Consider the following 17,568-nt stretch of genomic DNA (forward strand, 5'->3'; position numbering starts at 1 on the left):
CCCCTGCCGCTGTCTCAGAGGGCGTCCGGCGTTCCCTCCTCCGCCCCGCGCGGGCCGCTCGGGCCCACCGGCGAGAGGAAACCCTGCTCGACCAGGAGGCGGATCTGCGCGGGGGTCCGGTCCCGGAGCAGGACCGGGTCCTCCTCCACAAGCTGTGCGATGGCGTCGAGGATCGCCCCCGCGCTCAGCGTGCCGTCGCACACGCCGGCGAAGCCCGCGCCGATCGTGTCCACCCTGGTCGCCCGGCGCATCCCGCGATGCTGGCGCAGCACCACGTACTCGGGGTTCTCCGCGCCCGGCTGCCCGATCTGCTCCTGCACCACCTCGGGGGCCAGCCGGAAGTGGTCGGCGAGGAGCGCCGCGTCGTCGTGCGTACGGAGGTAGTCGAGGCGGGCGAAGTGCGCGCGCACCGCCGGGCCGAGAGGCTGCTCGACCGGGTGCGGCCACTCCTCGACCGTCACGGAGGGCTCGGCGGCGGCTGTGCGCCGCAGCGTGATCCAGCCGAAGCCGATCGCCGTGGTGCCACGCGCGGCGAACGAATCGAGCCATTCCTCGTACCGCCGCGCGTACTCCGCGCTCCCCTCCTTGTGGTCACCGGCGTCCCGCAGCCACAGCTCCGCGTACTGCGTGACGTCCTGCACCTCGCGCTGCACGATCCAGGCGTCGCAACCCGCCGGCACCCACTCGCGCACCCGCTCGGTCCACGTCTCGCCCTCGACGTGCTCCCAGTTGGCGAGGAACTGCGCGTACCCGCCCTCGTTCAGCCGCTCCCCCGCCGAGGAAACCAGCTCGCGGCAGAGGCCGTCCCCCTCCCGCCCGCCGTCGCGGTAGGTGAGCCGGGCGCCGGGCGAGATGACGAAGGGGGGATTGGAGACGACGAGGTCGAAGGTCTCCGTACCGACCGGCTCGAAGAGCGAACCCGCGAGGAGGCGCGCGGGCCCGGCTCCGGAGAGGGCGAGGGTGAGCGCGGCGAAGACGAGCGCGCGCGGGTTGAGGTCGGTGGCCGTGAGACGGACGGCGTGCGCGGAGGCGTGCAGGGCCTGGATGCCGGAGCCCGTACCCAGGTCGAGGACGCTGTCGGCCGGGGCGCGCACGGTGAGTCCGGCGAGGGTCGTGGAGGCACCGCCGACGCCAAGGACGACGCCCTCCGCGCGCCGGCCGATCCCGCCGGCACCGCCCACGGCGCAGCCCAGATCGGAGACAACGTACCAGTCCTCGCCCTCGGGGCCGCCGTACGGGCGGACATCGACGGTGGCGAGCAGCTCGCCCCGGTCGTCCTCACGCAGCCAGCCGCACTCCGCCGCCGCTGCCACCAGTTCCTCGCCGAGCACCGCCACGAGCGCCGCGCGGCTCACGGCGCGCTGGAGCAGGAAGAGCCGCACGAGCGTCGCGACGGGACCGTCGGCGCGGGTGGCGCGCAGGGCCGGCACGGTCTCGCCGCGCGCGAGAGCCGCGTACGCCGGTGCGCCGAGCAGATCGAGCAGGCCGTCGGCGGTGAACTCAGCCGTGCGCAGCGCCTCCCGCAACAGCTCCGCCACCTCGGCCCCCCTGCCCTCATGAAGGGGCAAACTTTCGGCACCGGGCAACGGCTCGGCGGGGTCCTGCGGGCTCGCGTGCGTAGAAGTCGTGCTCACCCGTCCATTGTGACGGGTACCACTGACAACGGGGGGAGGGGGCATGGGGGGCGGCGAGGGCGCGGCGCCCAGGAGCTGAGGGCGCGGCGCCCATGCAGCTGAGGGTGGGTCTTCCGCAGAGCCTGGCTGCCCGCGACGCCGCGTCCGTGAGCGCGCCGAGCGGGACCGCGCCTTTCGGAACCACGCAGCACGCGAAGCGCCGAGCGACACAGGGCAACGCCCCCACGCGACGCCATCCCGCCCCGCCTCCCGGGCCCGGCCTTCACGCCTGGTCTCCCCCGCCCGCCCTCAGGCGAACGAACTCAGGCACCCCGCTTCCCACCGCCGGGGCGGGACTCCGGAAGGCGGCCCCAGCCGCCCGGACGCGAGCGACGGGACTCGGGCACCCGGACTCAGGCGGACGGTGACGCGTTCGGCACGGAGGGCGAGGGCGAGGCCTTCTGGCAGTTCTTCTGGTTCTTCATCGCCTTCGCGACATCGCCGGACTGGAGCTCGTTGAGCGCCGCGTTGCTGCCCTGCGAGATCTTGGCGAGCTGCCCGGCCACGTCCTTGAGCCCGTCGGCGAACTTCGCCTGGTTGCCCGTGTCGAGCCCGTCCACCGTCTTCTTGAGCTTCGCGTACGAGGCCGAGCTGGCGTTCAGTTCCCTGACGACGTCCTTCTTGATGTCCTCACCGTTGTCCACCGGCGGCGCGCCCGCCTGGTCGAGAGAACGGGCCAGCCCCTTGTAGGCGGTCGAGAGGTCCTGGAACGCCTTCGAGTCGGTCTTCTGGACCTCGGCCGGCTTGCTCGTGTCGGCCGTCTGCTTGTCGATCGCGGCGGTGGACGCGTTGATCTTGTCGACGTCGGGCTTGATGTCGCCACAGAAGGTCTTCGCCCAGTCGTTGACCTTGGCGTCGTTGTCATCGCCGCACCCCGACAGGGCCAGCAGCAGCACCGCACCGCCGGACAGTGCGCACACGAATTTCTTGCTCAACGGATCGGTCCCTCCATGACTGTCGGCCCCGGAACTTACACGGGGCCGACGAAGAGCCCACGCGCCCTTCGAGAAGTTCGCGGTTTATTGCGCCATTTGCCCCACGAGAGAGATGACTCACGGCATACTGCGCGGCTTCGCGGGCTCAGCGGCGTGAAAGCCCGCACGATCCGATCGACCGAGCCGCCACTACGAGGCAGCCGAGCTCCCCGCGACAAGGCGGACCGGGCACCGGTTCGAGGCAGCCGCGGGAAACTGGTACGAGGCACGGAGGCGCACCCCGTACGCGGCTCCGCAGGCGCACCGCACACAGCGCGCACCAGACCGGGCGGAACCGAGACCGGGCGCGGACGACCCAGGCGGGAGTCGGAGCGACGCGGGAACGAAAAATCCGGGCGGACGCAGAAGAACGCGGCCCGAGGGGACGACGGACAACGAAAGGCCCAGAGCTGGGCACGCGCGTCCACAAACGCTGCGTCACGCCCAGGGCGGGCCGGACCCACTCGCAGAGGCGGGGCCGTGACGACCGGGGACGCCACTCCGCCTTCCGAGGCGGTGCCTCACCGTCAGGCGCTGGGCCCGCTGTCCGCGAAGACGTCCGATTTGGCCGGCCAGGTCATCCGCAGACGACCGCCGTCCTCGCCCGTGGTGACCTCCACGTCGTCCACGAGTCCGCTGATCACCGCGAGGCCCATCTCGTCCTCACCCTCGGTGTCCACGTCCTCGTCGCGAATCATCGCGCCGGGAGTGGCATCCGTCACCAAGGCGTGCGGAGCCTGGTCCACGACCTCGATGGAGAACTGGTTCTCCCCCTCGATCAGCCGCACGCTCACCGGCTCGGTCACCCCGTGGTTCTGGTGCAGCCCCACGGCGCGCGTGCACGCCTCGCCCACGGCGAGCCGTACCTCGTCGAGCACGGCCTCGTCGACACCGGAGCGACGGGCCACCGATGCCGCCACCAGCCGGGCCGTCCTGACGTGCGCGGGCAGCGCGCTGAAGCGGAGTTCGACGGTGGCCATGCGGTCCCCCTCAGACGTACGAACGTGCCTGCGGGCGCACCGGGGGAAGGACCCGCCGGTGGCCCGCCCCCGGCCCCGGGCCCAGCGGCCCGGGGCGGAGCGGAACTCAGTCGGTGGCCGCGACGGCTTCCTCAACCGAGGTGTGAATGGGGAAGACCTTCGTCAGGCCCGTGATTCGGAAGATCTTGAGGATGCGCTCCTGATTGCACACGAGGCGGAGCGAGCCCTCATGGGCCCGGACACGCTTGAGGCCACCCACCAGGACGCCGAGACCGGTGGAGTCGAGGAAATCGACCCCTTCCATGTCGACCACCAGGTGGAAATTGCCGTCGTTCACCAGCTCCACGAGCTGCTCACGCAGCTTGGGAGCGGTGTAAACGTCGATTTCGCCGCCAACCTCGACGACCGTACGGTCGCCACCAGGGCCGGACACATTGCGAGTCGACAGGGACAGGTCCACTGATCCTCCAGCACCTTGCTATCGAGCGGTCGTCCCTCGGGACACCTCGGCCTGAGCCCCCGGGACGGTTCGCCAGCCGCCATGGCATTCAATCACTTACCGGTGCAGGTGCACGACGCCTTCCGGGCATTGTCCACCGCGCCAGTGACACACTCGATGTCGATGGCCACGTACTCCACGACCGGCCGCCCCCCTCGGGGCACGGCCGCACAGCACTCTCCCCGAGCGGTTCTGGACCGTCTCGCCGGGGGGTCGAGCCGCGCTGAGCGCATCACTCATACGGAGCACCTGCCCCCGCGCCCGGCGAGCTATGCCGTCTGGCCGCATCAGGTTCGGCCGGAAGTGATCGCCGCCGTGCAGGAGGCTGGCATCGAGCATCCGTGGTCCCACCAGGCGCGGGCGGCCGAGCACGCCCTCAACGGCGAATCCGTCGTGGTCTCGACCGGCACCGCATCCGGCAAATCCCTCGGCTACCTCGTCCCCGTGCTCTCCACCCTCCTCGACGGCTCCGAGGCCCCGAACGGACGCGGCGCCACCGCCCTCTACCTGTCCCCGACGAAGGCGCTCGCCGCCGACCAGCGGCGCGCCGTCCGCGCGCTCGCCGCGCCGCTCGGCCGTGCCGTGCGCCCCGCCGTCTACGACGGCGACACCCCCGTCGAGGAACGCGAGTGGGTCCGCCAGTACGCGAACTACGTCCTGACCAACCCCGACATGCTCCACCGGGGCGTCCTGCCCTCGCACCCCCGCTGGTCCTCCTTCCTCCGTGCGCTCAAGTACGTCGTCATCGACGAGTGCCACGTCTACCGCGGCGTCTTCGGCTCCCACGTGGCCCAGGTCCTGCGCCGGCTGCGCAGGCTCTGCGCCCGCTACGGCTCCGAGCCCGTCTTCCTCCTCGCCTCCGCCACCGCCGCCGAACCGGCCCTCGCCGGGCAGCGGCTCACGGGGCTGCCGGTCGCCGAGGTCACCGAGGACGGCTCCCCGCGCGGCGAGGTCGTCTTCGCGCTGTGGGAGCCCCCGCTCACCGAGCTCCAGGGCGAGAAGGGTGCCCCCGTACGCCGGACCGCGACCGCCGAGAGCGCCGACCTCCTCACCGACCTCACGCTCCAGGGCGTGCGGTCCGTCGCCTTCGTCCGCTCCCGGCGCGGCGCGGAGCTGATCTCCGTGATCGCCAAGGAACGCCTCGCCGAGCGGGACCGGAGCCTGGCGTCCCGCGTCGCCGCCTACCGGGGCGGCTACCTCGCCGAGGAACGCCGCGCCCTCGAACGCGCCCTCCACTCCGGCGAACTCCTCGGCCTCGCCGCCACCACCGCCCTCGAACTCGGCGTCGACGTGGCCGGTCTCGACGCCGTCCTCATCGCCGGCTACCCGGGCACACGCGCCTCGCTCTGGCAGCAGGCGGGCCGCGCCGGGCGTACGGGGCAGGGTGCCCTCGCCGTCCTCGTCGCCCGCGACGACCCGCTCGACACCTTCCTCGTCCACCACCCCGAGGCGATCTTCGACCAGCCCGTCGAGTCCACCGTCCTCGACCCGGACAACCCCTACGTCCTCGCCCCGCACCTGTGCGCGGCAGCCGCCGAGCTGCCCCTGACCGAGCGGGACAGGGACCTGTTCGGCCCGGCGACCGCCGAGCTGCTGCCGCAGCTGGAGGGCGCCAGACTGCTGCGCCGCCGCGGCCCGTCCTGGTACTGGACCCGCAAGGAGCGCGCCGCCGACCTCACCGACATCCGCGGCGAGGGCGGCCCGCCGGTGCAGATCGTGGAGGACGGCACAGGGCGTCTGCTCGGCACGGTCGACGCCTCCGCCTCGCACTCGACCGTCCACGAGGGCGCCGTCCACCTCCACCAGGGCCGTACCTACCAGGTCCGCGCCTTCGACCTCGAAGCGAACGTCGCCCTGGTCACGGAGGCGTCACCGCCGTACACCACCGTCGCTCGTGACACCACCTCCGTTTCGGTCCTGGAGACCGATCGTTCGATTCCCTGGGGCGAGGGCCGCCTCTGCTTCGGCTCGGTCGAGGTGACCCATCAGGTCGTCTCCTATCTGCGCCGCCGGCTCCTGACCGGCGAGGTACTAGGCGAGACGAAGCTCGACCTGCCCCCACGCCACCTGCGGACCCGCGCCGTGTGGTGGACCGTCACCGAGGACCAGCTCGACGCCGCCCTCATCCACCCCGAGCAACTCGGCGGTGCCCTCCACGCCGCCGAGCACGCCTCCATCGGTCTCCTCCCGCTCTTCGCCACCTGCGACCGCTGGGACATCGGCGGGGTCTCCGTGCCGCTCCACCCCGACACGCTGCTGCCCACGGTCTTCGTCTACGACGGCCACCCCGGCGGCGCCGGCTTCGCCGAGCGCGCCTTCGCCACCGCCCGCGAGTGGCTCACCGCGACGCGCGAGGCCATCGCCGCCTGCGAGTGCGATTCGGGCTGCCCCTCCTGCGTCCAGTCCCCCAAGTGCGGCAACGGCAACGAACCCCTCCACAAACGTGCCGCCGTCCGCCTCCTCGCCGCACTCCTCAAGGGCGCTCCTGACGCGGCGGCCCCGGCCACGGAGACCGGTCAGGCTCCGAAGCCGCGCCCGGCACCGGATACTCGTCCGGTGGTGGCACCGGTGCCACCACCGGCGGCCCCGCCCGTGCCCTGACCCGCACGGTCCACGGCCCGACCGTCCCGACGGAGGCGACGTCCGCGTACCGCCCGCGCAGTCCGCACGCGGCGAGCCGCCCGCCCTGCGCCCCGGCCACGCGCCGAGCCGTCCCGCAGGCCGCGACGGTGCCCCGCGCCCATGTGTCCGCCGCAGCGAGCGCCCCCAGGTCGGCGGCCTGGGCGGCGCGGTGCCGGGCGAGGACCACCTGCCCGTAGCCCAGGACTCCGGCGAAGAGGACTCCCAGCGCCGCGAGCACCGCGACGGCCCACACCGTCGCCGCCCCTCGGTCCCCCGCGCTCCGGCCATCCCCCGTCCACACACCGCCGACGCGGTGCTCGCGGCTCACGAGGTCGCCTCCCCGTCGCCGTCGGTCTCCCCGTCGCCGTCCGTCTCTTCGGCGAGCGCGACGGCGGAGGAGCCGAGCCGGACCCCGAGCCCGCCAGGACCGGGCGCGTCGGCGGTGACCGTGACCCGTACGAGGTCCCCCTCCCGCGCGATCGTCACCCGCGCGCCCTCCGGTGCCACCTCCCTGGCCGTGGCCACCGCGCGTGCCTCCGGGTCCTGCCGCGCGGCGGCCCGGGCTCCGGCACCGGCCGCGTCCACGCAGCGCACCTGCGCCGCCGCCGCGAACAACGCCCAGACCAGAGCGAGCGTCACCATCACGAGCAAGGGCAGGACGATCGCCGACTCCGCCGTCACCATCCCCTCGTCCCGCCCGCGGAAGGCGCCCGGCCGGGCGTCGGCGCACGCCACACGACGCCCGGGGCGGCTCCTCTCACCCATGGAGCGCCTTCATGACCGCGGACTGGAGAGCCGACTGCACCGCGCCGCTCGTGACGACCTTGTAGAGCGCCGTGGCGATACCCACGGCGGCGAGCAGGGCGACGGCGTACTCGGCTGTCGCCATGCCGGCATCCCCGCGCTCCCTCGCTTCCTTCGTGGCCTGCCGCAAGGTCCAGCGGATGCGCCGTCGCATCAGGTCCCGCCGCGCCGCGTCCCTGCGGTGGTACCGGGGGAATGCCTCGCTTCCCTGGGCCGCCGTCCGCCGACGGTCCAGCACTTCCGCCCGGCGCCGCGCCCGTTCCAGCCGCACCCCGGCCCGCGCCAACCGCGCATCGCGGTCCCCGTCCGCTTGAGGGACCGGCGCTGTCCTCGCCTTCTCGTCCCGGACGAGCGACGCCGCGTTACCCACCGCCGCTGCGGCCACGTCACGGTCCGCCGTCATTCCCTCGCCACCCGCCCGGGGCAACACCCCCGTGCCGAGAGCGGGGACATCACCCGCCGCGCGCCGCCTCCTACGCCGCCGACGGGTACCGGCCTTCGCCTCGCCGCGACGGGCACCCTTCTCCGCACGCCCGGCAGCGGAGGGATCGCCCGGCACCCGAGAACTCCCGGCGTCCACGGAACGATCCGCGTCCACGGAAACCGAGTGCGCGGGACCGTCCGCTTCCCCGGACCGACCGGAGTTCGCGAAGCAGTCCGTGCCCACCGCACGATCCGAGCCTCGGGGGCCACCGGCCCTCGCAGGTGCGCCCACCTCCACGGACGCGTCCCGCTCGACGGCTCCGCTCGCCCGTCCCGCGCCACCCGGCTTTACGGGCCCACCCGCTTTCGCGGGTCGCGCGGAACGACCCTCCACCGGGCGTCCCGTGTCCACCACTTCGCCCGTGCGTCGCGGCCTCAGCGCCGTGCACCCCGGCGCCCACTCGCCACCACGCCGCGATGTCGCGCCGTCCGCTCGCTTCCCCCGCGCGGGGTGCTCCCCGGCCGGACGACTTTCCGCCACCCGGTGCGCCGCCGGGCGACCTTTCGCCGGCCGACCTCCCGCCGGGCCCTCCCCCGGAGCACCGCGTTCACGCGCCGCGGCCGCGAGAGCACGACAACCACGGGCGATGACCAGACGCTCCTCCCCGAGGTCTTGCCGCTCCCTGCCTCCGGCAGCTGCTCCACCGCGCTTCCTGTCGTGCGTGCCACCTCGCGTAACCGCTCCGGGCACGCCCGCGCCGCCCCGGCCCCGAGTCCCGCGCCCGGCCTTCACGTTGTTCCCCATCACATGCTCCTTGGTTCTTTTCCGTCTCGGCGGACCGTGCGCCCTCCGAGTTCTTCCTCCGCCGCCGCTCCGCTCAGCGGTGCGTCAGCTGCCCTGCCAGCCCGAGCAGTACGGGCGCCACCCCGAGGATCAGGAACGCCGGCAGGAAGCAGAGACCGAGCGGCGCCGTCACCAGCACCCCGGCCCGCCGGGCCGCCGCCGTCGCACCGCGCGCCCAGCGGGCGCGGCAGTCCGCCGCGAGTGCCAGGGCCGGTGCCGCGATCGGCGCGCCCGAGAGCGTGGCGCGCTGGAGCAGGCCGGCGAGGCCGCCCGCTCCGGGCAGCGAGCCGAAGAGTGCCCAGGCCCGCTCCGGTTCCCCGCCCAGCCGGATCTCCGCCGCGACATGCCGCAGTCGCTCCCCGACCGGTCCGTCGAGCGAACCTCCCACCGCCTCCGCCGCCTCCACCGGCCCGGCACCCGCCGCGACGCAGGCGGCGAGCAGATCCGCCGCCAGCGGCAGATCGGCCGGAGTCCCGTCCTGCCGCCGCGGACGGCGAAGCCACGTCGGCGGCAGGTTCCCACCGGTCCCGTTCCTCGCCCGGCGTGCCTCCTCAGCACCTATCCACCGGCGCACGAGGAGGGCCACAACAGCGCCACAGGCCGGCCCGCTCACACCGCCGACCAGGGCCCACGCGGCCAGCCCCGCCCCCGCGACGCTCACCCATCGTCGTGCCGCGCCGGACCCGGACCCGGTGTCCGTACGGCGTGGCGAGCCGCGCTCCTCCGTGCCGAACAGCCTCCGGCCGCGGGCCCGTACGACCGCCCCGCGGCGGCGGGCGAGCAGCATCCCCGGCAGGAGGAACAGCGTCAGGGTCCACGCGGCTGTCCCCGCCCTGTGGATGACTTCCCCGTTCACCGCGCGAGCCCCGCTCCGCGCTGTGCCTGCCGCACGAGCCACAGGCACCACCACACCCCGGCGGCCTCCAGCGCACTCCCGAGCACGAGGCACACGAAGCCCGGTACCGAGCCGAAGAGGACGTTCAGCGGGGCCGCGCCGACCGCCGAGCCGAGGAGCAGTCCGAGGAGCGGCAGCGCGGCCAGGAGTGCCGCCGTCGCACGGGCCCCACTCAGCTGCGCGCGGAGGTCGGCGCGCTGGTCCCGGTCAGCGAGAAGCGCGCGTTCCAGGCGTTCCAAGCCGACCGCGAGCCCGGCTCCCCGGTCGAGTGCCACCCGCCAGCAGGCCGCCAGGCCGACCAGCCCTTCGGCACCCGGCTCCCGCGCCGCCACGCGCAGCGCGGCGGGGACATCCCCGCCGAAGCGGGCCGCCGCCAGGATGTCCGCCCGGCCATGGCCGAGCTCACCGCAGGCGCTCACCGCGTGGGCCAGGGCCTCGGCGGGTCTGTTCCCGGCACGTACCTCACCGGCCAGGAGCCCGCACAGCACCACCACCGCGTCCGCCCGTGCGGCCCGTGCTCGCGCCACCGCCCGGGCGCGACGCAGCCCGCGCACGAGGGGCCAGGCCGGTGCCGCCAGAACCAGCGGGACGAAGGACCCTGCCGGCAGGGCCACCGCCACCGCTCCCGGCAGACACCACCACTCCGGACGCCACACGGCCCGCAGCCGCGCGAACGCGCGCCGCCACGCCTCGGGCGCCTCGTACCGCGGGCCGTCGGCCAGCAACGCCCGTGCTCTGGCCGCCCCGGGCCGTCGCCCCCGCCGCACGAGCACCAGGCTCGCCACTGCCAGTATGAGCGCCCAGGCCGGTGAGCCGAGCACTCGGCGATATCCCGGGGCCGCGTCCGCCAGCACCGACCACGACTGCCCGGTCACGAGGCGATCTCCTGGCCTCGCTCGCGCAACAGCTCCTTGAGACGGGGCCAGCCTTCTTCGCGTACGAAGGCGTGCTCGCCCCAGCGCAGTGCGGGCACCGTGACCACGAACCCGGCCGTGTCGCGCGCGAGCACGCGGATTTCCGCGATCCGGCGGCGGCCCGCGCGGTCCCTGACCAGATGCAGAACGACGGAGAGCGCGGCGGCCACCTGGCTGTGCAGCGCGGCCCGGTCGAGCCCCGCGGCGGTGCCGAGCGCCTCCAGCCGGGCCGGGACATCGGAGGCCGTATTGGCGTGGACAGTGCACGAGCCCCCCTCGTGCCCCGTGTTGAGCGCGGCGAGCAGGTGTACGACCTCGGCGCCGCGCACCTCGCCGACCACGAGTCGGTCGGGACGCATCCGCAGCGCTTGGCGGACGAGGTCCTGGAGCGTGACGCGTCCCGCGCCCTCCTGATTGGCGGGCCGTGTCTCCAGCCGCACGACATGGGGATGTGCGGGTCTCAGCTCGGCGGAGTCCTCTGCCAGTACGAGGCGTTCCGCCGGTCCGGCGAGGCCGAGCAGCGCGCTGAGCAGCGTCGTCTTGCCCGTTCCCGTGCCGCCGCTGACCAGGAAGGAGAGGCGGGCGGCGACGAGTGCGCGCAGGACGGCGTTCCCGCCGGGAGGGATTTTTTTTGCGGCTGTCAGCTCGACCAGGGTGAAGGCCCGGGGGCGTACGACGCGCAGGGACAGGCAGGCGGAGCCGACCGCGACCGGTGGCAGCACGGCGTGCAGGCGTGTCCCGTCGGGCAGTCGGGCGTCCGCCCAAGGCTGGGCGTCGTCGAGGCGGCGTCCGGCGGCTGCGGCGAGCCGCTGCGCGAGCCGGCGTACCGCCGTGGCGTCGGCGAAGCGCACGTCGCTGAGTTCGAGCCCGCCGCCACGCTCCACCCAGACCTGGTCGGGCGCGGAGACCAGGACATCCGTCACGTCAGGGTCGGCGAGCAGCGGTTCCAGCGGCCCCGCGCCGATGAGCTCGCGGCGCAGCAGGTGAGTGAAACGCAGCACCTCGCTGTCGCCGAGCACGCCGCCCTGCTCGCGGACGGCGAGCGCGACCTTGGCCGGGGTGGGTTCGGCGCCGCGTTCCGCGAGCCAGCGGCGCACCCCGTCGAGAAGTCCTTCGGCCGTGGCGATCACCGGTGTGCTCCCGCCTCGCGCACGGCGGCCCGGTAGGCGAGCGCCGCCTGTTCGTCCGCCATGTGCTCCCGCGCGTGCTCCATACCCGCCGCTGCGCGGCCGGGCCGTGCCGGGCGGCTTCCCTCGGGCCAGGCCCCTGCCGGGCGGCGGCCGATCACGCGTGTGCCGCTCCCGAATTCCCACTCCCCTGCCGTACGGTGCGCGGCGTCGCTGTCACGGGGGCCTGCGGCGATGGGGGACGGGTCCTCCGCACTGTTGCGTGGGGCGGGACGTGCTCGGCGGGCGGGACGTGCGCGGCCGCCCCGTACCCTCTTGCCGCCACGGCCACGCTGGTGCGCTTCCTGCTGCGGTGGTGCGGCCTCGTCCCAGAAGTCCTGGCAGAAACGAGCCAGCGGGCCGCGCGAGCCGGGCGGCCGGCCGACAGCCTGGGCGCGCACCAGCCCGCCTTCCCATGGCACTTCGCCGACGCACGGCAGCCCGAGCAAGCGCACCATCTCGGCCGTGTCCAGTGCGGTGGCCGCCGGGACGGGCGGCGCGGAGGCGAGGAGACGGACATCGGGTGCCAGGGCGGCGAGGCTGGTGGCGACCTTGCGCGCGGAGGCCAGGGCCCGCAGTTCTTTGGGAACGAGCAGCAGGAGGAGGTCGAGCTGGCGCAGCACCTCGGCGGTCTCGGCGTCGCAGCGGCGCGGCAGGTCCACGACGACGGCTCCGCCGCGGCGCCGTGCGGCCGCCAGGACGGCGCGCACCGCCTCGGGAGGGATGCCGTGGGTGTCCCCCCGGTCCCAGCTCAGGACACGGAGGCCGTGCGCGGCGGGCAGGGACTCCTCCAGCGCGGTGCCGCTCACCCGGCCCCGGGAGTGGGCGAAGTCGGGCCAGCGCAGGCCGTTCTGGCGCTCGGCGCCGAGGACGACGTCGATACCGCCGCCCCAGGGGTCGGCATCCACGAGCAGCGTCTTGCGCCGGTCGGCGGCCGAGGACAGGGCCAGGGCACAGGCGAGCGTGGAGGCACCGGCGCCTCCTCTGCCGCCGATGACGCCGACGGTGAGGGCGGGCCCCGCTGTTCCGCCTTCGGCGACTTCGGCCAGCCGGTCGGTGAGCCATTCCTCGGCGTCAGGAAGCACGAGTACGTGCTCGGCGCCGGTCTCCACGGCGTGCCGCCAGAGACCCGGCCCACTGACCGGGACGCGGCTCAGCACCAGCACGCCCGGCCTGCGGTTCACCCCCGCCAGGCGGGGCAGTACGTCGGCGCCGAGCAGGACGAGAGGGGGCGCCTCCCAGTCCCCGCGTCGCTCGGGAGCCGTATGCCGTACCTCGGGCAGGACACCGGCGGCCGCGCACAACCGCAGGATGTCGTCGAGGAGTTCGGGGTCCTCGGTGATGACGAGCGGTCCGGTCGAGCCTTCGTCCCTCACTTCCGTGCCCGAAACCTTGCCCGGCGGCCGTGCGCGCGACATCGGCGTCGCGCCTCCCCGCGTGAGGTCTGCGGCCACGCCGCGCCTCGTACGATCCTTCGCCGCGCCGCCTCGGGCCCGGTCGCGTCTTCCCCCGTGCACGTCCATCGCTTCCGCTTCCTTCCCTCGTCCTTTCCGGCTGCCGCGCGGAGTCCGCGCGGTCCGACCGGCCTGCCGCGCATATGCGCGCACCGCGAAATGACGCGTCGCGCCGACGAGGAAGTCCCCGGAACGGCCCGCACGTTCTTCACGAACGCATTCAGGCTTGCAGAGGTTGAGGAGGCATTGAGCATCCGAGAGCAAATCTGTGGATAACTCAGTGGAAGTGGATAATCGCGTCACTCATACCGGTGACGAGAGTGAGAGAAGTACCGGAGTTATCCACAGATTTAAGCTCGGCGCTGCCGATCGACCACGGACCGTGACAGGCTGTGCATCAGAAGCTCCCCAGCCGCAGCGGCGGGCGGGGCTGGACGTAACACGCACGAAAGTGAGCGGGGCTCCCGCAGGGGAGGGGGAAGGCGATGACAGGGCGGACATACCGCACCAAACGGCCGCAGACATGCGACGACCCCCGCCGGGGGGGGAGGGCGGGGGTCGTCTTCACGGCCGACTCCGGGGGGAGGAGCCGGGCCGTGTCAGACACGGTCGCGAACGATCCGTGACTTCCATGGTGTACCCGAGCCCCCTCTCAGGCAAACCCGTACGCGCCGCCTTACGCCGAATGGAGGGCGCCTATGCTCAGGCCCGTGGAAAACCACTCCTTGCCGCGCACGGCCGCCTTCTTCGACCTCGACAAGACCGTCATTGCGAAGTCGAGCACACTCACGTTCAGCAAGTCCTTCTATCAAGGCGGACTGATCAACCGCAGGGCCGCTCTGCGAACGGCGTACACCCAGTTCGTCTTCCTCGTGGGCGGTGCCGATCACGACCAAATGGAGCGGATGCGGTCCTATCTGTCCTCTCTGTGCCGCGGCTGGAACGTGCGGCAGGTCAAGGAGATCGTGGCAGAGACCTTGCACGACCTCATCGACCCGATCATCTACGACGAGGCGGCGTCCCTCATCGAGGAACATCACGCGGCGGGGCGCGATGTCGTGATCGTCTCCACCTCGGGCGCCGAAGTGGTCGAGCCGATCGGTGAGTTGCTGGGCGCCGACCGGGTCGTCGCGACCCGCATGGTGGTGGGTGAGGACGGGTGCTACACGGGAGAGGTGGAGTACTACGCCTACGGCCCGACCAAGGCAGAGGCGGTGAAGGAACTGGCCGCGACGGAGGGCTACGACCTGGCCCGCTGCTACGCCTACAGCGACTCGGCGACCGACCTGCCGATGCTGGAAGCGGTGGGAAACCCGGCAGCGGTCAACCCCGACCGCGCCCTGCGGAAGGAGGCACTGGCGCGCGAGTGGCCGGTACTGGATTTCCACCGTCCGGTACGGCTCAAGCAGCGCCTGCCGAGGTTCCGGCCGCCCACGCCGGTCCTCTTCGCCGCGGCAGCGGTCGGCGCCGTCGCCGCCGCGGGGCTGGTCTGGTACTCCAGCCGCCGCCGCTCCCTCACGAGCTGAGCCCCCACTCGTGATCCCCCCGAGCCCTCGCACCCCGACCACGGGATGCGAGGAGGCCGTCGCCGACGGCTCACCCACTCGGGGAGGGCGCTTCAAGCAGCCCCGCGCTGAAGCGCCTCGCACACGGCGGTGGACTCGCGCGCGCCGAGTTCCACCGCCCGCGCACAGTGCCGAATCCAGTCGGCCACACCCGCCGGGGTGCCGGTGACATAGCCGGCCAGGGCTCGGGAGTACTCCTCGGCTCCCAGCTCCGCGTGCCCGACCTCGGCGGGGCACACCGCCTTCGGGTCGAGGCCCAAACCGACCAGCACGATGCGCTCGGCGGCGCGCGCGACCAGCCCGTTGCACGTCGTGAAGGGGCGGAGGGCGAGGAGTTCGCCGTGCACGATCGCGGCGACGACGAGGGCGGGCGCCTTGGAACCGGCGCCGAGCAGGCCGGTCAGTGCCTCCAGCCTGGCGGCGGTCTCGGCCGCGTCGGGGAGAACGAGGCCGAGGTCGTGATCCCGCACGCCCTCGCCCGCCACCCGGGGCCGCCCCACCTCGGGGGCCTCCCGGGCTTCGGCCACCACGTGCAGCCGGGCCAGTACGCGCAGGGGCGACTGGCCCCACACGGAAAGGAGCTGGCCCGCCTCGGCGCTCAGCCGCAGCGCCGCGCCCACCGTGCGCGCCTCGGGCTCCGAGCCGAAGTCGCTGCGGCGCCGCACCTCCTCCAGCGCCCAGTCCGACCCGTCGAGCGCCGCGGAGGCCCGGGCACCGCGCAGCGCCGCCTCGGAGCTGATCTCGTTGCTGCGGCGCCGCATGACCCGGTGGGCGTAGACCCGGTCCACGGCGGTGCGGACGGATTCGACCGCTTCGGGCACCCCGGGAAGGTCCGCGAGGGCGGCGAACGGGTCTGCGGCCGCTGCTGTCGTACTCATGAGTAAGACCCTACGCATTCGGGGCACCGGCCCCTCGAAGGAGTGGTGTTCTTCACGCGGATAAGACACGAATCGCCACCGGCTCTCTACGCTACGTGAATATGAAGATCGCTTTCGTAGGGAAGGGCGGCAGCGGCAAGACGACGCTGGCCGCACTCTTCGTCCGCCACCTGGCGCGGACCGGCGCTCCCGTCCTCGCGGTGGACGCCGACATCAACCAGCACCTGGGGGTGGCCTCGGCCTGGCGGAGGAGGAGGCCGCCACGTTGCCCGCCATGGGCGTGCGGCTCCCCTTCATCAAGGAGTACCTGCGCGGGAGCAATCCCCGTATCGCCTCGGTCGACGCCATGATCAAGACCACCCCTCCGGGGACGGGTTCGCGACTGTTGCGGGTGCGGGAGGCGAACCCCGTGCACGACGCCTGTGCCCGCCGCGTGGAACTGGACGGGGCCGACGCCGGGCTCATGGTCGCCGGGGCGTTCACCGAAGCTGACCTCGGGGTGGCCTGCTACCACTCCAAGGTCGGGGCGGTCGAGCTGTACCTGAACCACCTGATCGACGGCCGGGACGAATACGTGGTGGTGGACATGACCGCCGGCGCGGACTCCTTCGCCTCCGGTCTGTTCACCCGCTTCGACATGACCTTCCTCGTGGCCGAGCCGACCCGGCGGGGAGTGTCGGTGTATCGCCAATACAAGCAGTACGCGCGGGACTTCGGGGTGGAGCTGCGGGTCGTGGGCAACAAGGTGAACGAGCCGGAGGACCTCGCTTTCCTGCGGGACGAGATCGGCGATGACCTGCTGGTGACGGTCGGCGGCTCGCGGTGGGTGCGCGCGATGGAGAAGGGGTGCCCGGCGCCGTTCGGGGAGCTGGAGGAGGAGAACAGGGCGGCTCTGACCCGCCTCCAGAAGTGCGTGGACGCCACCTACGCCCGGCGGGACTGGGAGCGGTACACCCGGCAGATGGTGCACTTCCACCTCAAGAACGCGCAGAGCTGGGGAAACGAGCGCACAGGCGCCAACCTCGCCTCCCAGGTCGACCCCGACTTCGTCCTCGACGAGAGCGGGCGGAAACGAATTCCGGGCGGTTTGCGGCACCTGCTCGACCAGGACGCGGTGACGGACGCGGTCTGACAGGGGACGGGCTGGCTCTTGGCGGTTTGCGGGGGCGCCGGTCGCCGGTCGCCGGGCGCCGGTCGCCGGGCGCCGGTCGCCGGTCGCCGGTCGCCTCGGATGGTGAGCTGCTCCGGTGTGGCGCGCGAGTGCCGACGTCAGGGACGGACGAGGCGTGGCACGAGGGGCGAGGCCGTGCGTATCCACCCGTCCGGGGCTTGAGGCGGTGTCCGTACGACGGCGCCAGAAGGGCCCGCTCGGAGGTTCGGAAGGCCCGCGGCCCGGAAAACGATGTCTGGAGCCCGGGGCTCGCCGTCCGATCCGGCTGGTGTGCGGGCGTCGCAGTGACACGCGTGGGCGAAAACCTGTTGGTTCGTTGACCGCTCGGGGCTCCACGATGGAGGGGACCGGAAGAGGCGCCGGGTTGACGCCGCGAGCGGGGGATGCGAGAGCGGTTCGCCCGGTCCGGGGAGAGCGGTTGATGGCCTGGAGCCCTTGTGCGGCGGGGAATCGCGCACGGCCGCGACGTGCGCGCCGGGGGCCTCGGGGCCGGGTGTTCGAACCGAGGGGGCGGCGCGGGGACGGGCCCGGGGAGGGGCGGTCGGGGCAATACGGGCCACAGGGGCGGGTGTTCCGTGTAGCGTCCGGATCACGGTCTGCGTCGTTCCTCCCGAACCGGCCCCTCCCCCGGCCCGGGACCCGTACGATCAGCCCTGAGCCCGCGCCTGGGCAGGCACCCCGAATGCCGGTCCGGGCACGGAGGCGG

General features: G+C 73.4%; 12 protein-coding genes and 3 pseudogenes. 3 read left to right on the top strand and 12 right to left on the bottom strand.

The window, feature by feature from the left end; translation table 11 throughout:
- Positions 1-14: 14 nt before the first annotated feature.
- From SSBG_RS12565 to bldG, 4 genes are all read right to left on the bottom strand, one after another.
- Positions 15-1,634 carry a DUF7059 domain-containing protein gene (locus SSBG_RS12565; RefSeq protein WP_050776762.1) on the bottom strand — a complete coding sequence of 540 codons (1,620 nt, stop codon included), beginning with the start codon at positions 1,632-1,634 and terminating at the stop codon, positions 15-17.
- A gap of 392 nt (positions 1,635-2,026) precedes the next feature.
- On the bottom strand, positions 2,027-2,608 hold the full coding sequence (locus tag SSBG_RS12570; protein ID WP_008746514.1) for a hypothetical protein: 582 nt from the start codon (positions 2,606-2,608) through the stop codon (positions 2,027-2,029).
- Positions 2,609-3,174: 566 nt separating this feature from the next.
- Complete coding sequence (locus SSBG_RS12575; protein WP_008746515.1) at positions 3,175-3,627, bottom strand: ATP-binding protein; 453 nt, start codon at positions 3,625-3,627, stop codon at positions 3,175-3,177.
- A gap of 106 nt (positions 3,628-3,733) precedes the next feature.
- Positions 3,734-4,087, bottom strand: coding sequence for an anti-sigma factor antagonist BldG (gene bldG, locus SSBG_RS12580; RefSeq protein ID WP_007823876.1), 354 nt, complete (start codon positions 4,085-4,087; stop codon positions 3,734-3,736).
- Positions 4,088-4,168: 81 nt separating this feature from the next.
- On the opposite strand from bldG, the gene SSBG_RS12585 reads away from it, so the two are divergent.
- Positions 4,169-6,727 carry a DEAD/DEAH box helicase gene (locus tag SSBG_RS12585; protein ID WP_008746516.1) on the top strand — a complete coding sequence of 853 codons (2,559 nt, stop codon included), beginning with the start codon at positions 4,169-4,171 and terminating at the stop codon, positions 6,725-6,727.
- A gap of 40 nt (positions 6,728-6,767) precedes the next feature.
- Here SSBG_RS12585 and SSBG_RS34575 read toward each other — a convergent pair.
- The 7 genes and pseudogenes from SSBG_RS34575 to ssd form a co-directional block, all read right to left on the bottom strand.
- Positions 6,768-7,076 (bottom strand): annotated as a pseudogene (locus SSBG_RS34575) (Rv3654c family TadE-like protein); the annotation flags it as partial.
- The gene (locus SSBG_RS12590; RefSeq protein ID WP_008746517.1) at positions 7,073-7,513 is read right to left on the bottom strand and encodes a TadE family type IV pilus minor pilin; all 441 of its coding nucleotides are present in this window, start codon (positions 7,511-7,513) and stop codon (positions 7,073-7,075) included. The gene SSBG_RS12590 and the pseudogene SSBG_RS34575, both read right to left, overlap by 4 nt.
- On the bottom strand, positions 7,506-7,637 hold the full coding sequence (locus SSBG_RS36135) for a DUF4244 domain-containing protein (RefSeq protein ID WP_234010506.1): 132 nt from the start codon (positions 7,635-7,637) through the stop codon (positions 7,506-7,508). Before SSBG_RS36135 ends, SSBG_RS12590 begins: the two co-directional genes overlap by 8 nt.
- A 1,216-nt stretch (positions 7,638-8,853) precedes the next feature.
- Positions 8,854-9,675 carry a type II secretion system F family protein gene (locus tag SSBG_RS12600; RefSeq protein WP_037869621.1) on the bottom strand — a complete coding sequence of 274 codons (822 nt, stop codon included), beginning with the start codon at positions 9,673-9,675 and terminating at the stop codon, positions 8,854-8,856.
- Positions 9,672-10,589, bottom strand: coding sequence for a type II secretion system F family protein (locus SSBG_RS12605; RefSeq protein WP_008746520.1), 918 nt, complete (start codon positions 10,587-10,589; stop codon positions 9,672-9,674). Before SSBG_RS12605 ends, SSBG_RS12600 begins: the two co-directional genes overlap by 4 nt.
- The gene (locus SSBG_RS12610; protein ID WP_037869624.1) at positions 10,586-11,758 is read right to left on the bottom strand and encodes a TadA family conjugal transfer-associated ATPase; all 1,173 of its coding nucleotides are present in this window, start codon (positions 11,756-11,758) and stop codon (positions 10,586-10,588) included. Before SSBG_RS12610 ends, SSBG_RS12605 begins: the two co-directional genes overlap by 4 nt.
- Before the next feature lie 356 nt (positions 11,759-12,114).
- A pseudogene (ssd, locus tag SSBG_RS12615) lies at positions 12,115-13,212 on the bottom strand (septum site-determining protein Ssd); the annotation flags it as partial.
- Positions 13,213-13,946: 734 nt separating this feature from the next.
- Here ssd and SSBG_RS12620 point away from each other — a divergent pair.
- Positions 13,947-14,774 (top strand): HAD family hydrolase, encoded by an 828-nt coding sequence (locus SSBG_RS12620; RefSeq protein ID WP_008746524.1) that lies wholly within the window; start codon positions 13,947-13,949, stop codon positions 14,772-14,774.
- A gap of 92 nt (positions 14,775-14,866) precedes the next feature.
- Here the strand turns inward: SSBG_RS12620 and SSBG_RS12625 are convergent, their stop codons facing one another.
- Positions 14,867-15,691 carry a Fic family protein gene (locus SSBG_RS12625; RefSeq protein WP_008746525.1) on the bottom strand — a complete coding sequence of 275 codons (825 nt, stop codon included), beginning with the start codon at positions 15,689-15,691 and terminating at the stop codon, positions 14,867-14,869.
- A 101-nt stretch (positions 15,692-15,792) separates the two neighbouring features.
- Between SSBG_RS12625 and SSBG_RS12630 the strand changes: the two are divergent.
- Positions 15,793-16,823: pseudogene (locus SSBG_RS12630) on the top strand (ATP-binding protein).
- The last annotated feature ends 745 nt before the right edge of the window (positions 16,824-17,568 follow it).

The sequence above is a fragment of the Streptomyces sp. SPB074 genome (genome assembly GCF_000154905.1).
Lineage (GTDB): Bacteria > Actinomycetota > Actinomycetes > Streptomycetales > Streptomycetaceae > Streptomyces.

Coding starts and splice junctions, on each gene's coding strand:
- SSBG_RS12575 (WP_008746515.1), bottom strand. CDS start 3,627: ATGGCCACCGTCGAACTCCGCTTCAGCGCGCTGCCCGCGCACGTCAGG.
- SSBG_RS12585 (WP_008746516.1), top strand. CDS start 4,169: ATGGCATTCAATCACTTACCGGTGCAGGTGCACGACGCCTTCCGGGCA.
- SSBG_RS12590 (WP_008746517.1), bottom strand. CDS start 7,513: ATGGGTGAGAGGAGCCGCCCCGGGCGTCGTGTGGCGTGCGCCGACGCC.
- SSBG_RS36135 (WP_234010506.1), bottom strand. CDS start 7,637: ATGGCGACAGCCGAGTACGCCGTCGCCCTGCTCGCCGCCGTGGGTATC.
- SSBG_RS12620 (WP_008746524.1), top strand. CDS start 13,947: ATGCTCAGGCCCGTGGAAAACCACTCCTTGCCGCGCACGGCCGCCTTC.
- SSBG_RS12625 (WP_008746525.1), bottom strand. CDS start 15,691: ATGAGTACGACAGCAGCGGCCGCAGACCCGTTCGCCGCCCTCGCGGAC.